The following is a 13,718-nucleotide window of genomic DNA, read 5'->3' as shown; positions in this document are numbered from 1 at the left end:
CCATGGAGATTCGGAAGGTCGCGGATCGGCTGCCGCCCGGTGCCGGTGGCGTGGGTGTCTACGGGGAGCCGTACGAGACCGCCAACGGCGCCACGATCATCACCGTTGCCAGGCTCGGTGGTCGCCGCATCGGCACCAGCGGCGTCGTGGCGGTGCCCGTCGGTGTGTTCGTCATCCACGACGGTGAGGTCACCTGGAAGCCCGCCGTCGACGAGACCCGAATAGTGTTGATGGCCTTGTCCATCGGCCTGGCGTCGGCGGTGTTGGCCACGCTGGCCGTCCTCCGCCGTCCACCTTGGCCCGATCTGTCCCGACGGTGACTTTCGTCGGTCAGCTGCCGTGGCCGAGCGGGTTGAACACCACTCGATACCAGTTGCCCGTGACGGGATCCTGCGTGCACGGGACGATGACGATGGCGCGCGACGTGCGTTCGAGCATTTCGGCCTTGCTGCACAGGTACTGGGCTCCCTCGCCGGAGGACTCCGACCGGTAGAGCGGACCGAACTCCCATGGTTCCGCGCTCGCTGTTGCCGTGCCGAGCGTGGCCCCGAGGACGACAGGTGCGGCCAGCAGGCCGACGATCGTCGCGGTGCGCCTGGTCGTCTTCGTTTGCACGATTGCTCCTCGGTTGACGATGGAGAGTGCTTTCTCTTGCACCGTCGACGGAAAAGCCCGAAGTGTTACGTCCGTGTCAGGATTCCCGCCACTCGGAAGGTTGGAGGGGAGCGTATGAGATGGATCTATGTGGTCACCCATCCCGAGGCCACTCACCACATCGATGACCTCGTCGGCGGCTGGTGCGACTCTGAGCTCACCGCGCTAGGTCGCTCTGACGCGAAGGTGATCGCGGCGCGTCCGCGCGAGCTCATTCCACCCGGTGCCGTTCCGTCGCGGTACTCGTTGGATCTCAGGCGCACCGTCCAGGCCGCCCGTCCCATCGCGGAACTGTTCAACCTCGATCCGGTGTTTCTGCCGGTCGTCGGTCCCGGCTAGCGATCGTCAAACAGGACAGGCCAAATTGCACACCCGGTGTCGCTGTTCGCCGAACGCCCAACCACTCTTCCAGGCGGAGCCGAGAAACTCATCGGTACGCTCGCGGGCATGGGTGGGGACTTGTTGCTACTGCTCGTTACGATCGGACCGCTGACGCTGTTCGGGTGGGCGGCTATTCGTGCGAAGCACCGCGGGCTCGGGGGAGCATTCGTCGGGCCGTTTCAGGAGATGTTCGATCCCGGTGGGGCGCGCGCACAGGTCGTCATCGAGGAGATGGCGGAGCTGCCGGATCCTTCGGATTCCGGCGATCCGGACAACGACGAGAATGTGCCCTACACCGTGGAGTATGACGGTGTTCGGCTGCACATCAATCATGGCAAGAATCGACGGCGCGGAGGTGACGGGAAAACCAGCCGTGCTGAGTGAGCACCCACCTGGAAACCCCGGAAACGCCGACCCCGACGCGGTCACAGTACTTGAAGACCCGTACGGGTCCTGAACCTTCGCCGTCGCCCGGTGTTTGCGCCGGCAGGGGACAATTAGATCCTCAACCAGAGTCCGTACCTGGCAGCCTGTTCGGAGCGGCTGTGGTCGATCTCGATGAAAGCCACTTCTACTCGTACGTTCCCGGAAGGTCGCGAAATGACACCCCCGATGCACGAGTCCGACGAGCTTGGCGTTGCTGGTTATCGAAAACGTCGGTGGTTCTCGTGAGTGAGGTTCCCGATCTCACGGCGGTCGAGTGGCTCGGCAGTAGTTCGGTGCGAGCTCCGCGAACTGTTGCCGACCTCGTTGGCGTCGATCTCCCGGTCTATGTTCGGATCCTCCATCCGGCGGGGCGCGTAGAAGGAGGGACCTGCGTTGATGTCCGTTGGGACGTGGTGGCGCGGGCCAACGGGCGGCGGATGCATCCCGAGGTCGAGTGGGGATCGATAACAGGATCGTGGTCTGTAGATGCGCAGCCGCCCGCATGGGAGGAGAGCCCTGACAGTGGTGCCTTGACCGAGTCCGTCGCGCGCGGCCTAGCCAAGGTACTCAGACATGTGGGAGCCGACTCAGGAGTCGTCTGGGCTGGTACCTGGGAGGGGTGGGACACCGAGTGGCCGGATCTGGAAGGACCGGTCTGCCGGTTCAACGCGACAGGCCGCGAGATGCTTGCCTACTCGGGTGAGACAGCGAAGTTTCTTCCCGCCTCCCCTCAGGACACCATGCGTGACTATCTGAATCTCTGTTGGAGCCCCGCTGGACACTGGTGCGTGTCAACGGATATCGACTTGAATTCAACGGTGATCGGCGCATCAGAAGACATCGCGGCCAGGATCCTCGAGTCCGAGGATCTGGAGGCGTACAGGGTCTCGCCCGATCAGAAGCTGACGTGGGACACAGACAAGATAAACCCGCTGCCAGCACCGCCGAGCTAGGGCGCAAAGGTTGCGGGTGCTTCGATGAGGCGCACGACGACGGTGAGTCGACCTGCTGGCGTCCACGCACCGACGGCGACGTTCCCCGAACCCAAATGCGTGAGCCTCTCGATCTCGCCCTCGTCGCCGAAGTCGATTGGCAGGACGATGCGTTCGGACGAGTCGAGGTTCTCGTCGGTGACGATCATTGCGTCTTCGGTCGCGTACACGGCGGCTCGGTCGTCGTTGATCCAGCATCCGGCGAGCCCGAAACCGTACTCGGCGTCGACGTCACTCGCGTCGAGCCGTGAGATCTCCTTCAGATCCGGCCACGACAGCATCCGTACGGTCTGCGGATCGCTTGGATACGGGGTGACAAGTAGCCTCGCGCCCGACGGACTGAAGCCCGCGATCACGGGATCATCTCCTGCGAGGATCTCGGTCAGATGTAGGCGCGATCCCTCGACATCGACGCGGAAGGCGATGACGCCATCCTGCCCCATGGCGAGCTCGAGAATCGCCGTGTCCTCGGCAGGATGAGGATGCAGGAATGCGCGAGCATCATCGGCGTCGATCGCCTGGTCGTCGAGGACCGCCCCGGTCGCGGAATCGAGCACGAGCAGCCGGTGTCTCTCGCCGTCCGGGACAGCGGCGACAACCAGATCGCCAAGGAGCGCAGCCGCGTCGGCGGATATTCCGGGCACCGTGACCAAGTCTTCTCCGGCGATGACGAGCCCGCCGGCGGAGGCGAGTACGAGCAGGTCGAGGCTGGACGCCGCAAGGACGCGGGCGTCATCCTCCAGAGGGAGCTCTCGCTGCGAGTTCTCGGCGAGTCTGTCGTCGAGGAGACGAACTGCACCGTCTCGCCAGAGCGCGAAAGTCAGACGCCCGCCCGCCTCGCCGGCAAGAACGAGACCCGACATCGGGTCCAGGACGTCGATCACGTCAGCGGAAATGAGCATTCGATCACTGTATCGAGCACCGGCGGTCATCGACTGGACCAAGACGTTGCCAGACACGCCCTCTTCCTCGCCCGCCACGCCGACTGGGCGCCGACGCTGCGGAAGCTCATGCCGGGCATCGAGTCCCGAGTGGGCGCAAGCTGGCACAGCGTCGCCGCCAAACACGATCGCACCGTTCGGATCGTCGGGGTGGCACCACGATCCGGTTAGCCAGATACCAGTCGAAGGCGCCGAGCCAGATCGGAGGCGAAGACGCGATCGGGGTCAACGCTGTCCCGAACAGCTCGCCATTCGTCGAGCCGCGGGTACATCCGGGCGATGCGCTCGGGCGTCGTGCGCGAGTCCTTGGCGAAGTAGAGGCGGCCGCCTGCGGCCAACACCTGTTCGTCGAGCTCGTCACAGAATCGACCGAGCCCGGCGCGGATCGGGAAGTCGAGGCTCAGCATGAATCCCGGATGCGGCCACGAGAGCGGCGCGGGATTGCCGTCACCCATCCGCTTGAAAACGTTGAGGAATGATCGGTGCCCGGACTCGGCGATCGCGCGCACGATGTCGGCGAGTTGCTGCTCGGCGCCGAACGGAATGGAGAACTGATACTGCATGAAACCCTGTGGGCCGTAGGCGCGGTTCCACTCTCCGAGGAGGTCGAGCGGGTGGTAGAACTGCGTCAGATTCTGGACGGTGCCCCGGCCGTGCTTCGGATACATCCGGTGTGCGGCCTCCGCGGCGATTCGCGTCGTGAGGCGGTTGACCAACCCGCTCGGGAAGACATCCGGAACTGTGAGTAGCTGAGGAGCATTGAACCGCAGGGGATCCCGGCGCAGCTTCGGCGGCAGCTGGTCAAGGGTCGCGAGTGATCCGCGGGTGAATCCGGCTCGGCCGAGCTTCGGGCCGGTGGAGATGGTGTCGGGCACCGACATCGAGTAGTCGTAGCCCTCGTCGGAGCCGCCGGTCAGCAGTTCCATCGTCTCGTCGAGGTTGGCGGTGCGGTCGTGATCGGCGATGAAATAGGCCGTCTCGGTGTGCTTCATCCGCACACGCGCGCGGACGACGATGCCGGTCAGCCCCATTCCCCCGACGGTGGCCCAGAATAGGGCCTTCTCGTCGCCGGTCGGGGAGATGGTGTGGACGCTTCCATCCGCGGTCAGTAGGTCGAGCGACTCGACGTGGTTGCCGAAACTGCCGTGTGAGTGGTGGTTCTTGCCGTGGATGTCGGCTCCGATGGCTCCGCCCACCGTGACCTGCCTGGTTCCCGGCAGGACGGGAACCCACAGGCCATGGGGGAGGACGGCGCGCATCAGCGCGTCGAGGCTGACCCCGGCATCGAGGTCGACGACTCCGGAGTCGGGGTCGATGCGGTGGATCCGGTCGAGGGCGGTCATGTCGATCACCAGTCCGCCCGCGTTCTGCGCGGGGTCGCCGTAGCTGCGGCCGAGACCGCGCGCGATGACCCCGCGCGGTCCGGCTTGGCTCACGGCTCGGGCGATGGTCTCGAGGTCGGGGGTCGACAGCACGTCGGCCGGTGTCGCTGCACGCCTACCCCACCCGCTCAGAGAACGCCGTTCGGTTCTGAACTCGGTCGTCACAGTCACCGGCTCCACGATAGCCACATCGAGCCGCGCGTCGTCGTGAGAAACAAGCGCGCCGAGGTGCGATACGGCGGTTCGAGGCGGCCCGACGTGTCATGATCACTGCGTTTGGGTCTACGCGCCGGGGGGATCGGGGCGCGGGACCCGCGTGTCGCACGAATGGGATCTGGGCGCTGTGCCGCAAGACCGGTGCGCGTCGCGAGGAGGGGAGACTTCACATGTCGAGCGAGACCAATTGCGCTGTCGGTGCGTATGTTCCGCTGCCGGACGGCAGGCACGCGTGGGAGGTCCCGGTGTCGTCTGCGCCCGATCTCGGTGCACTCGTCACGGTGGTGACCGCCCAGGTTCTGCCGGACTCCGTCCTATGTGCCACCGTCACGCACGGGGAGCTGCCGTCGGACGGGAGCCTGACGGTGACCCTGGTGCCGCATCTGGGTGGGGGATCGGTGCAGGTCTTTCGCCAGGCGGGTGCGGCGGGATTCACGCTGCTGTTCGAGGCGGTCGTCTCGACCGGTGCGGTCCTGCCCGAGCCGGTTGTCACCGCGCCGCCGGGGCGGTCCGGTTCGCCGATGGAGGAGTTGCCCGAGATCGTCGAATCCTTCGGAGGCAAGTGGGATTCCGGCAGTGGCCAGAGCCTGGAGGAGCGGCTCGGTCTGATCGTCGCCGAGTCCATGGGTTACGCGGTCGAGGACCTGCCCGCCGAGATCCCGCTCATCGAGCTGGGCCTGGATTCGCTGATGGCGGTGCGGATCAAGAACCGCGTCGAGTATGAGTTCGACATCCCGCAGCTGCAGCTGCAGGCGGTCCGCGACGCGAGCCTGCGCGAGGTGGAGAAATACCTGCGCTACGCGATCGACAACCGCGAGGAGGTGGAGGCGCTCGCCGAGAGGCAGCGGCTCGAGAAGGAGTCGGTTCCCGCGCCTACGGCTCTTCCCGCCGAGACCGACGCCCCCGCCGAGGTGCCGCGGCCTGCGCCCGCCGAGCGCTCCGATGTCGATGTGCCCCCGCGTGATGCGGCCGAGCGGCTGACCTTCGCGAGCTGGGCGGTCGTCACCGGGAAGTCGGCGAAGGGCATCTTCAACACCCTGCCGGTGCTCGACGATGACACCGCGGAGAAGCTGGCCGCGCGCCTGTCCGAGCGCGCGGGCGGGGAGGTGAACTTCGACGACATCCTCGACTCGGAGACCATCGAGCAGCTCGCCGAGAAGGTGCGCGAGCACCTCGAGGACGGAGTCAAGATCGACGGGCTGGTGCGCACCCTGCGCGCCCGTCCCGAAGGGTCGTCCGCGGTGCCGGTGTTCGTGTTCCACCCGGCCGGCGGCTCGACGGTCGCCTACGAGCCGCTGCTCAAGCGGCTGCCGGCGGGCACCCCGATGTACGGTCTCGAGCGCACCGAGGGCTCGCTCGACGCACGGGCGAAGGCGTATCTCCCGCTGGTCCGCGCGATCCAGGGCGACGGCCCGTACGTGCTGTACGGATGGTCGTTCGGCGGGGCCCTCGCCTACGCGGTCGCAAAGCTGCTCCGCAACGAAGGCGCGGACGTGCGCATCGTCGGTCTCATCGACACGGTCATGCCCGGCGAGAAGGTCGAGGACACACCCGAGGAGATCCGCAAACGCTGGGAGCGGTACGCGGCGTTCGCGAAAAAGACGTACAACCTCGACTACCCGCTGCCCTACGACAAGCTCGCTGCGGCCGAGACCGACGAGGCCCAGATCCAGATCCTGATGGACCTCCTCACGATGAGCGGCACCAAGATTCCCGGCGGCATCATCGAACACCAGCGCACGTCCTGGCTCGAGTACCGCGCCATCCAGACCGCGGACCTCGCGGCGTACGACGGGGACGTCGTGCTGTACATGACCGACAGCTACCAGGACGACCTGATGATCATCGAGCCGACATTCCGGACTCGTCAGCCCGACGGGGGCTGGGGCGAGGCGGTGAGGAACCTCGAGATCATCCACGTCGGTGGCGATCACATCCAGATCATCGACGAGCCGCGCGTCGGGGAGGTGGCCGAGGATCTGACGAAGAAGCTCGCCCTGATCGAGGTGGACCAGTAGGCCCACCCGGGCCGGCTGGGCTCAGCTGGCGTCGGATGTGTCTCGTGCCCGGCGGTGCCGGTGGCGTGCGACGAGCAGCGTGGCGACCGAACCGCCGATCGCCACGAGCAGGGCGGCGCCCGCGACGCCGAGATAGCGCCGCTCGGACGCCTCGCTGTACGGAAAGGTGTCCGCCCAGTCCAGACCCAGGCGGACGACGACCGCGCCGAGCACCCAGCTCAGCAGGCAACCGGCGACGACGGGCAGGAGGCGCCTCACGTCAGCGGCTCAGGCCCGGTGCTCGGCCCCGACCGCCTCGGACAGCGAGGAATACCCGGCCGCTCGGACCCGCTGCGCCAGGCCCTTGTGGATCCGGCGCATCCAGAACGGGCCGCCGTAGATGAATCCCGTATAGCCCTGAACCAGGCTGGCGCCTGCGAGGATTCGCTCCCACGCCTGGTCGGCGGTCTCGATGCCGCCGACGGAGATCAGGGCCAGCTTGTCACCGACCCGCGTGTACAGGCGGCGCAGGACCTCCAGCGAACGGTCCGCGACGGGCGGGCCGGACAGGCCGCCCGCGCCGATCGCGGCGACCTCGGACTCCGGCGTGCGCAGGCCGCTCCGGCTGATGGTCGTGTTGGTGGCCACGATGCCGGCCAGGCCGAGCTCGACCGCGAGGTCGGCGACGGCGTCGACGTCCTCGTCGGACAGGTCCGGCGCGATCTTCACCAGTACCGGGACGTCCACCGCGCTCAGTACCGCGCCCAGCAGCGGACGCAGCGACTCGACGGCCTGCAGGTCGCGCAGCCCCGGGGTGTTGGGCGAGCTGACGTTGACGACGATGAAATCGGCGAGCGGGCCGAGCAACCGGGCGCTGGCGGTGTAGTCGGCGTCGGCCTCGGCCGCGGGCACGACCTTGGTCTTGCCGATGTTCGCGCCGATCGGCACCCCGTTTCGCCGCTGGCGCAGCTGGTTCGCCGCGTGGCCCGCGCCGTGGTTGTTGAAGCCCATCCGGTTGATCAGCGCGCGGTCGGCGGGCAGCCGGAACAGGCGCGGCGCCGGGTTGCCCGGCTGTGCCTGCGCGGTGACGGTGCCGACCTCCGCGAAGCCGAACCCGAGCGGCCCCCAGGCGTTCACGCCGGTCGCGTCCTTGTCGAACCCGGCGGCCAGACCGAGCGGAGCCGGGAAGTCCACCCCGAACACGCGGGTGCGCAGCACCGGATCGGAGACGGTGAGCACCTTGGCGACCAGTGCGCGCACCAGCCCGACGGCGGTGACCAGCCGCATGGCGCGGAACGCGATGTGGTGGATTCGTTCCGGCTGGAGCCGGAACATCAGGCGAAGCAGCAAGCTGTACAACGAATCTCCCTAGATTCCGGTCGTGCGATCGTCGGCGGTGACAACCGTCATGACTGTGCCTTGGTGTCGATCGACTGCAGGCCGTCGCCGGACGCCGAGCCGACGAACAGCGTTCCGGTGCCGGGGTCGACGGCCACCGCGTTGGGCTGGCGGACGGTGGGGAAGCGCCGCTTCTCGACCGGGATACCGCTCGAGAGGTCGTAGCCGACCACCTCGTTGCTGCCGGTCAGCGTGACCCAGACCAGGTTGGCAGTGTCGTCGTAGGCAATGCCGTACGGGGAGTTCGGGACCGGGTAGCGCTGGCGCATCATCAGCGGATCGGTGGTCAGGGCGATCAGTTCGCCGCCACGGGTGTCGGTGACGAGGACCCGGCCGAAGTGGTCGGTGGTCAGGTTGGTGGCACCCTCGCCTGCTCGCAGGGCTCGCCCGAGGTGCTTGTCCGGGATGTCGATCTCGGTGACGGAGGTCTGCTTGCGATCGAGCGCGGTCAGTTGCTCGCCGGTGACGCCGAGCGCGTCGACGGACGCCAGTCCCGAGATGCGTTCGGTTTCCTTGCCGCTCGCGTCGAGGACGAGGACCGAGCCGTCGGCGGTGCCGACCGCCGTCGCGCCGGACTGGAGGAGGGCGGCGGAGCTGACGTCGCCGTCGACGTCGACGGTGGTCGTCTGACCGGAGGCCAGGTCGACCCGGACCACGGCGCGGCCGGCGGGCACCAGCAACACGCCGTCGCGCGGCGCGCCGAGATTCGCCACGCCGCCGGGCAATTGGACCTCACGCGGGGCAGCGCCCGGTTCGGCGGCGGGGAGCAGGAGCAGGCGGTCCGCGTCGGGTGTGAGCAAGGCCACGGTCCCGGTCTTCGGGTCGAACGTCGCCGTCTCGACAGCGCCGGGGAGCGGCCGCACGGTGCCCGCGGGCGGGGCGATAGTCGCGGGGGAGACCGCCGCCGTCGCGGGCTCGATGGTCTTGAGGTTCTCCCCCTCGTCCTTCGAGGAACAGCCGGTGACCAGCAATAACAGCGCACCCGCCAAGACCGTGGTGGTGCGTCCCGCCGGTACCCGCATGTACGTCTCCTCAGTCGCTCTTCGGTGCCGGTGTTCGAGGTCGCGGCGTGCCCCGCCGCCGACCCGTCGCCCGATGTTCACCGTGTCCGCCCCCTAGCATCCCTGATCGCGTCTCGTCCGAATAATCCGACTCGGGCCCGCGGGCCGGATCGGGTCTACCGTGAATGCACCTGGGCCGGCGTCCGGCGCAGTCGTCGACCGCGGTGGGGAGGGGGCGGGGTGGACTCAGGCAGAACCCCCGGGTTCGCGTTGGAGGACCTGAGCGTCGGTCCGTACGCACACGGATTCGGCACGAACGCGGAGGGGCAGGCCTTCGCCTTCCGTGTCCGCCGCAGCACCCTCTATGTCGAGGTGTACCGCGCGGACCTCGAGTCGACGGTCCCGGACAAGTCGGACGTGGTCGCGACCGCCGAGCGCTCGATGATCACCGTCGACCTGACCGACGAGCGCAGCATCGCCGCCGCGGTGCGCGACGCCGTCGCGTCGGCGGACCCGGTCAACCCGGGAACGGCCACCGGCACCACGCTCCGCGCGCTGCTGGGCCGGCTCAGCTCGGTGCTCGACCGGCGCTGAGTCCCGCCGAGTGTGCAGCTGCCGTCGCCTGCACTCGACCGACGCACCGGTAGCTCCACACTCGGCTCAGCCCCGCTGCGGCAACACCAACTGCGCGCCCGAGCGCGGATGCGCGATCACCTCGACGGGGTGGCCGTACACGCGGCTGAGCAGGTCCTCGGTGAGCACCTCGCGCGGGCTGCCGTACGCGGCCAGCGCGCCGGCCTCCAGGACGGCGACGGTGTCCGCATACGCCGCGGCAAGCGCGAGGTCGTGCAGCACCACCACGACCGCGGTGCCCGCCCGCGCGCGCTCACGCACCAGCGACATCACCGCCTCCTGATGGCCGAGGTCGAGTGCCGCGGTCGGCTCGTCCAGCAGCAGCGTCTCGGTGCGCTGGGCGAACACCCGGGCCAGGGCAACTCGTGAGCGTTCGCCGCCGGACAGCGCGGCGAACGGCCGCTCCGCGAACGCGGCGACATCGCACGCCTCCATGGCCTCCCGCACCGCGTCGGCGTCCTCGTCCCTGCAGGCGGTACGCGTCCACGGCGCCCGGCCCATCCGGACCACCTCGAGGGAGGTGAACGAGAACCCGACGGTGTGCTGCTGTGGGAGTACCGCCCGCCGCTGGGCCATGTCGGTGCCCGTCCAGTGCTCCAGCGGCCTGCCGTCGAGCTCGACGTGGCCCTCGGCGATGGCCTGGTCGCCCGCCATCGCCGCCAGCAGCGTCGACTTGCCCGCGCCGTTCGGTCCGACGAGGGCGAGCACCTCGCCGACGCGCACGTCGAGCGAGACGGACTCCAGCACCCTGCGCTGCCCGCGGTCCACGCTGACGCCGACCGCGCGCATGCTCACCGCGCCCGCCTCCCGACGCTCCGGCACCTCGAGCTCACGCGCGAACAGATTCCGCAGCTGCGCTGCCAGTGTCGCCATCAGGCCCACCCACCCTGCTGACGACGGGTCCGGCGCAGCAGCCAGAAGAAGAACGGGCCGCCGACCAGCGAGGTGAGCATGCCGAGCGGCAGGTCGGCGTTGGGCACCAGGGTGCGGGCGCCGAGATCCGCGGCGAGCAGCAGGATCGCCCCGCCCAGCGCGCTGGCCGGGATCAGCAGGCGATGGCCCGGTCCGACGATCATCCGCATCAGGTGCGGCACCACGAGGCCGACGAACAGGATGATGCCGGTGAACGCCACCGAGGAGGCGACGAGCAGCGCGACGACCACGACCGCGAGCTGACGCACCCGCTCCACGTTCACACCGAGATGCGCGGCCGCGCTCTCGCCGAGGGCCAGCAGGTCCAGCTTGGTCGCCATCGCCATGGTCACCGCGATGCCGACGGCCGCCATCGGCGCGACGATCGCGACCGAGCTCCATGTGGCGCCGTTGAGGCTGCCGAGCTGCCAGAACACGATCTGGTCGCGGGCGGCGGGGGAGGCGGCGAACGTGAAGTACGCGATCAGGCCACCCGCGAACGCATTGATCGCGATGCCGGTCAGGACCAGGGTCACCACCTCGGTGCGGCCCTCGGACCGCGCCAGCAGGTAGACCAGGGCCGTGGTGATGAGACCCGCGACGAAGGCGGCTGCCGCAACGGAAGGACCGGCGACGAACGCGCCGCCGGTGACGATCACGGCGCTCGCGCCAACCGCCGCGCCCGCGGAGACGCCGATGACGCCTGGCTCGGCCAGCGGGTTCGCGAACACGCCCTGGAGGAGCGCGCCCGCACAGGCGAGTCCGGCGCCGACCACGATGGCCAGCGCGACCCGCGGGAACCGGACCTGCCAGAGGGTGACCTCGCCGCTGGGGTGCGCGGGCATGGGGCCGAGGTCGAGACCGATGCGATGCAGGACGCTGCCGATGACCTCCATCGGCGCGGTCGGCACCTGCCCGACGCAGGCGGAGACCAACGCCAGCACGACGAGCGCGATGGCCAGCGCGGCCAGGACCGCCCCGCCCCTGAGCCGCCTGCGCGGCGGCGCGGCCGCGGGGGTGGCCGTCGTGGCGGTCACTGGGCGGGTGGGCCGTAGACGGCCGTCGCCAGTGCCTTCAGGACGGCGCCGGTGCGCGGTCCGAAGCTGAGCAGGGCGCCGTCCTGCATGTCCACGATCCGCTGATCGCGGCCCGCGGGGGTCTGCGCGATGCCCGGGATGGCGGTCAGACCCTCGACGCCACCGATGGATTCGAGGCCGCCCGTCATCATGAGGAACACGTCGGGCGCCGCCGCGATCATCGCCTCGCTGGTGATCGGCGTGAAGTCCTTGGTGAGCCCGGCCGCGGTCCCCGCGTCGGTGGCCCCCAGCCCCTCGATCAGCGAGTCGGCACCCGATCCGGGGCCGGCCAGCATGGTGATCGCTGGGCCACGCATGTAGAGGAACGCGATGGTCAGCGGGTCGGCGTTCGACGGCACGAGTGCGGTGGCGTCGGCGATCTCGGCGGCGGTCCGCTCCCGCAGCGCGGTGCCCTCGGCCGGCACCCCGAGCGCGTCGGCGACGGCCTGGATCTGGTCCGGGACGCTCGTCAGTGAGCGGGCGGGGTCGAAGAAGACGACCGGGATGCCCGCCGCACGCAGCTGGTCCTGCACGGCCCGCGGTCCGATGCTGGCATCGGTGAGCACCACGGTGGGGTGCAGGTTCAAGATGGCCTCGGCGGAGAGCTGGCGGCCGCTGGGGGTGACGTTCGGGACCGCCTCGACGGCGGGAAACTTCGCCGCGATGTCCCGGCCGACGAGGCGGTCGCCGAAACCGAGCGCATAGACGGTCTCGGTGAGGGTGCCGTACTGATCGGCCGCGACGATCCGGCTGGTGTCCGTGATCGTCACGTCGACGCCATCCGCGCTCTTGACGGTCACCGGCAGGCTCGAGGCCGGGTGCTCGGCGATCGGTTCGGGGTCGAGACTCTCGAGGGTCGCGGTGGTCCTACCGGTCTGCGCGCCGGTCGGCGCGTCGCCGCCGGTCGCGCAGGCGGTGGTCATCGCCGCGGCCGCCAGCGCGATGGCCAGCAGTCGCGAACCCCGAGCGCCGAGCAATCGGCTCATTTGACGAGGTAGCTCTCGATCTCGGCCTCGAGGTCGGCGAACAGGTCGCCGTTGAGCCGGTAGGCCAGGTTCACCTCGTCGATCAGGCGCTGCTGCTCGTCGGCGGACAGCGGCGCGGCGTCGAGCTTGCCCCGGTAGGCGTCCTTGTAGAGCTTGGGCTTCTCGATCTGATCGAAGATGTAGAACCGCAGCCCGTCGGTCGTGTAGCCGTACGCACGCTCGAGCATCCGGCGGATGATCTGGCCGCCCGAGAGGTCGCCCATGTAGCGGATGTAGTGGTGGGCGACGAATCCGGCGGGCCAGTCGAACGCGACCTCGTTGAGCCGGTCGACGTACCGGGTGGTGGCGGGCAGCGCGGTGACCTCGTCGCGCCAGTTCGCGCCGAGCAGGAACTCCAGGTCGGCCTCGAGCGCCTCGGTGCGCAGGAGTTCGTCGCCGAGGAACGCCGACGCGATCGGGTCCGACGCCTGGGCCCGGCCCGCCTCCTCGAGCGCGAGGTACACCAGGTAGGTCTGGCCGAGCAGTGCCGCGTATCCGGCGCTGGTCAGCTTGCCCGCGAGGAGTTCTCCGACGAAGCGCGACTGCTCGGTCTGGCGGTGTGCCGCATCGGTCTGCGCCCTGATCCGCTCGGCCAATCCGGTCGCATCATCCGCGGCGTCGACACCGGAATCGAGCACTGTCATCGTTTCTCCTGTAGCTCCTCGGAAGTGCAATCGATACAAG

At 69.0% G+C, this 13,718-nt stretch carries 15 protein-coding genes and 1 pseudogene; 6 read left to right on the top strand and 10 right to left on the bottom strand.

What is annotated here, in order from left to right; translation table 11 throughout:
* The first annotated feature begins 2 nt into the window (after positions 1 to 2).
* Complete coding sequence (locus tag BR31_RS0116155; protein ID WP_027501874.1) at positions 3 to 320, top strand: hypothetical protein; 318 nt, start codon at positions 3 to 5, stop codon at positions 318 to 320.
* 10 nt (positions 321 to 330) lie between these two features.
* Here BR31_RS0116155 and BR31_RS0116150 read toward each other — a convergent pair whose 3' ends face one another.
* Positions 331 to 615 (bottom strand): hypothetical protein, encoded by a 285-nt coding sequence (locus BR31_RS0116150; protein WP_027501873.1) that lies wholly within the window; start codon positions 613 to 615, stop codon positions 331 to 333.
* A gap of 114 nt (positions 616 to 729) precedes the next feature.
* On the opposite strand from BR31_RS0116150, the gene BR31_RS0116145 reads away from it, so the two are divergent.
* The 3 genes from BR31_RS0116145 to BR31_RS31565 all read left to right on the top strand — a co-directional run bounded on the left by BR31_RS0116145 (position 730) and on the right by BR31_RS31565 (position 2,414).
* On the top strand, positions 730 to 993 hold the full coding sequence (locus BR31_RS0116145; RefSeq protein WP_081830520.1) for a histidine phosphatase family protein: 264 nt from the start codon (positions 730 to 732) through the stop codon (positions 991 to 993).
* Positions 994 to 1,029: 36 nt separating this feature from the next.
* Positions 1,030 to 1,419 carry a hypothetical protein gene (locus BR31_RS0116140; protein ID WP_231496511.1) on the top strand — a complete coding sequence of 130 codons (390 nt, stop codon included), beginning with the start codon at positions 1,030 to 1,032 and terminating at the stop codon, positions 1,417 to 1,419.
* Between the two features lie 284 nt (positions 1,420 to 1,703).
* Positions 1,704 to 2,414 (top strand): hypothetical protein, encoded by a 711-nt coding sequence (locus tag BR31_RS31565; protein WP_156042513.1) that lies wholly within the window; start codon positions 1,704 to 1,706, stop codon positions 2,412 to 2,414.
* Here the strand turns inward: BR31_RS31565 and BR31_RS31560 are convergent.
* On the bottom strand, positions 2,411 to 3,355 hold the full coding sequence (locus BR31_RS31560; protein ID WP_156042512.1) for a hypothetical protein: 945 nt from the start codon (positions 3,353 to 3,355) through the stop codon (positions 2,411 to 2,413). The genes BR31_RS31565 and BR31_RS31560 overlap by 4 nt on opposite strands.
* Positions 3,356 to 3,561: 206 nt before the next feature.
* On the bottom strand, positions 3,562 to 4,947 hold the full coding sequence (locus BR31_RS0116125; protein WP_197023633.1) for a decaprenylphosphoryl-beta-D-ribose oxidase: 1,386 nt from the start codon (positions 4,945 to 4,947) through the stop codon (positions 3,562 to 3,564).
* Between the two features lie 200 nt (positions 4,948 to 5,147).
* On the opposite strand from BR31_RS0116125, the pseudogene BR31_RS0116120 reads away from it, so the two are divergent.
* Positions 5,148 to 7,010 (top strand): annotated as a pseudogene (locus BR31_RS0116120) (thioesterase domain-containing protein); the annotation flags it as partial.
* A gap of 21 nt (positions 7,011 to 7,031) precedes the next feature.
* On the opposite strand, the gene BR31_RS0116115 reads toward BR31_RS0116120, so the two are convergent.
* From BR31_RS0116115 to BR31_RS0116105, 3 genes are read right to left on the bottom strand one after another with little or no spacing between them, the layout of a single operon-like run.
* Entirely contained in the window at positions 7,032 to 7,268 is a 237-nt protein-coding gene (locus tag BR31_RS0116115) for a hypothetical protein (RefSeq protein WP_027501868.1), read from the bottom strand.
* A gap of 9 nt (positions 7,269 to 7,277) precedes the next feature.
* On the bottom strand, positions 7,278 to 8,348 hold the full coding sequence (locus BR31_RS0116110) for a quinone-dependent dihydroorotate dehydrogenase (protein ID WP_027501867.1): 1,071 nt from the start codon (positions 8,346 to 8,348) through the stop codon (positions 7,278 to 7,280).
* A 47-nt stretch (positions 8,349 to 8,395) separates the two neighbouring features.
* Positions 8,396 to 9,409: a YncE family protein gene (locus BR31_RS0116105; protein ID WP_027501866.1), complete on the bottom strand. Its 1,014-nt coding sequence runs from the start codon at positions 9,407 to 9,409 to the stop codon at positions 8,396 to 8,398.
* Between the two features lie 219 nt (positions 9,410 to 9,628).
* Between BR31_RS0116105 and BR31_RS0116100 the strand changes: the two genes are divergently transcribed.
* Positions 9,629 to 9,982 (top strand): SDR family oxidoreductase, encoded by a 354-nt coding sequence (locus tag BR31_RS0116100; RefSeq protein ID WP_027501865.1) that lies wholly within the window; start codon positions 9,629 to 9,631, stop codon positions 9,980 to 9,982.
* Between the two features lie 66 nt (positions 9,983 to 10,048).
* Here the strand turns inward: BR31_RS0116100 and BR31_RS0116095 are convergent, their stop codons facing one another.
* From BR31_RS0116095 to BR31_RS0116080, 4 genes are read right to left on the bottom strand one after another with little or no spacing between them, the layout of a single operon-like run.
* Positions 10,049 to 10,894 carry a heme ABC transporter ATP-binding protein gene (locus BR31_RS0116095; protein ID WP_027501864.1) on the bottom strand — a complete coding sequence of 282 codons (846 nt, stop codon included), beginning with the start codon at positions 10,892 to 10,894 and terminating at the stop codon, positions 10,049 to 10,051.
* A complete protein-coding gene (locus BR31_RS0116090) occupies positions 10,894 to 11,970 on the bottom strand; it encodes a FecCD family ABC transporter permease (protein WP_027501863.1) in 1,077 nt (358 codons plus the stop codon). Before BR31_RS0116090 ends, BR31_RS0116095 begins: the two co-directional genes overlap by 1 nt.
* Positions 11,967 to 12,995 (bottom strand): heme/hemin ABC transporter substrate-binding protein, encoded by a 1,029-nt coding sequence (locus tag BR31_RS0116085; RefSeq protein WP_027501862.1) that lies wholly within the window; start codon positions 12,993 to 12,995, stop codon positions 11,967 to 11,969. The genes BR31_RS0116090 and BR31_RS0116085 overlap by 4 nt, the downstream gene beginning before the upstream one ends.
* Positions 12,992 to 13,678 carry a biliverdin-producing heme oxygenase gene (locus BR31_RS0116080; protein WP_027501861.1) on the bottom strand — a complete coding sequence of 229 codons (687 nt, stop codon included), beginning with the start codon at positions 13,676 to 13,678 and terminating at the stop codon, positions 12,992 to 12,994. The genes BR31_RS0116085 and BR31_RS0116080 overlap by 4 nt, the downstream gene beginning before the upstream one ends.
* Positions 13,679 to 13,718: the final 40 nt, after the last annotated feature.

The sequence above is a fragment of the Rhodococcus sp. UNC363MFTsu5.1 genome (genome assembly GCF_000686785.1).
Lineage (GTDB): Bacteria > Actinomycetota > Actinomycetes > Mycobacteriales > Mycobacteriaceae > Rhodococcus_G > Rhodococcus_G maanshanensis.
Note: the sequence above shows the minus strand (reverse complement) of the source record. Positions and strands in the feature narration are given on the sequence as shown.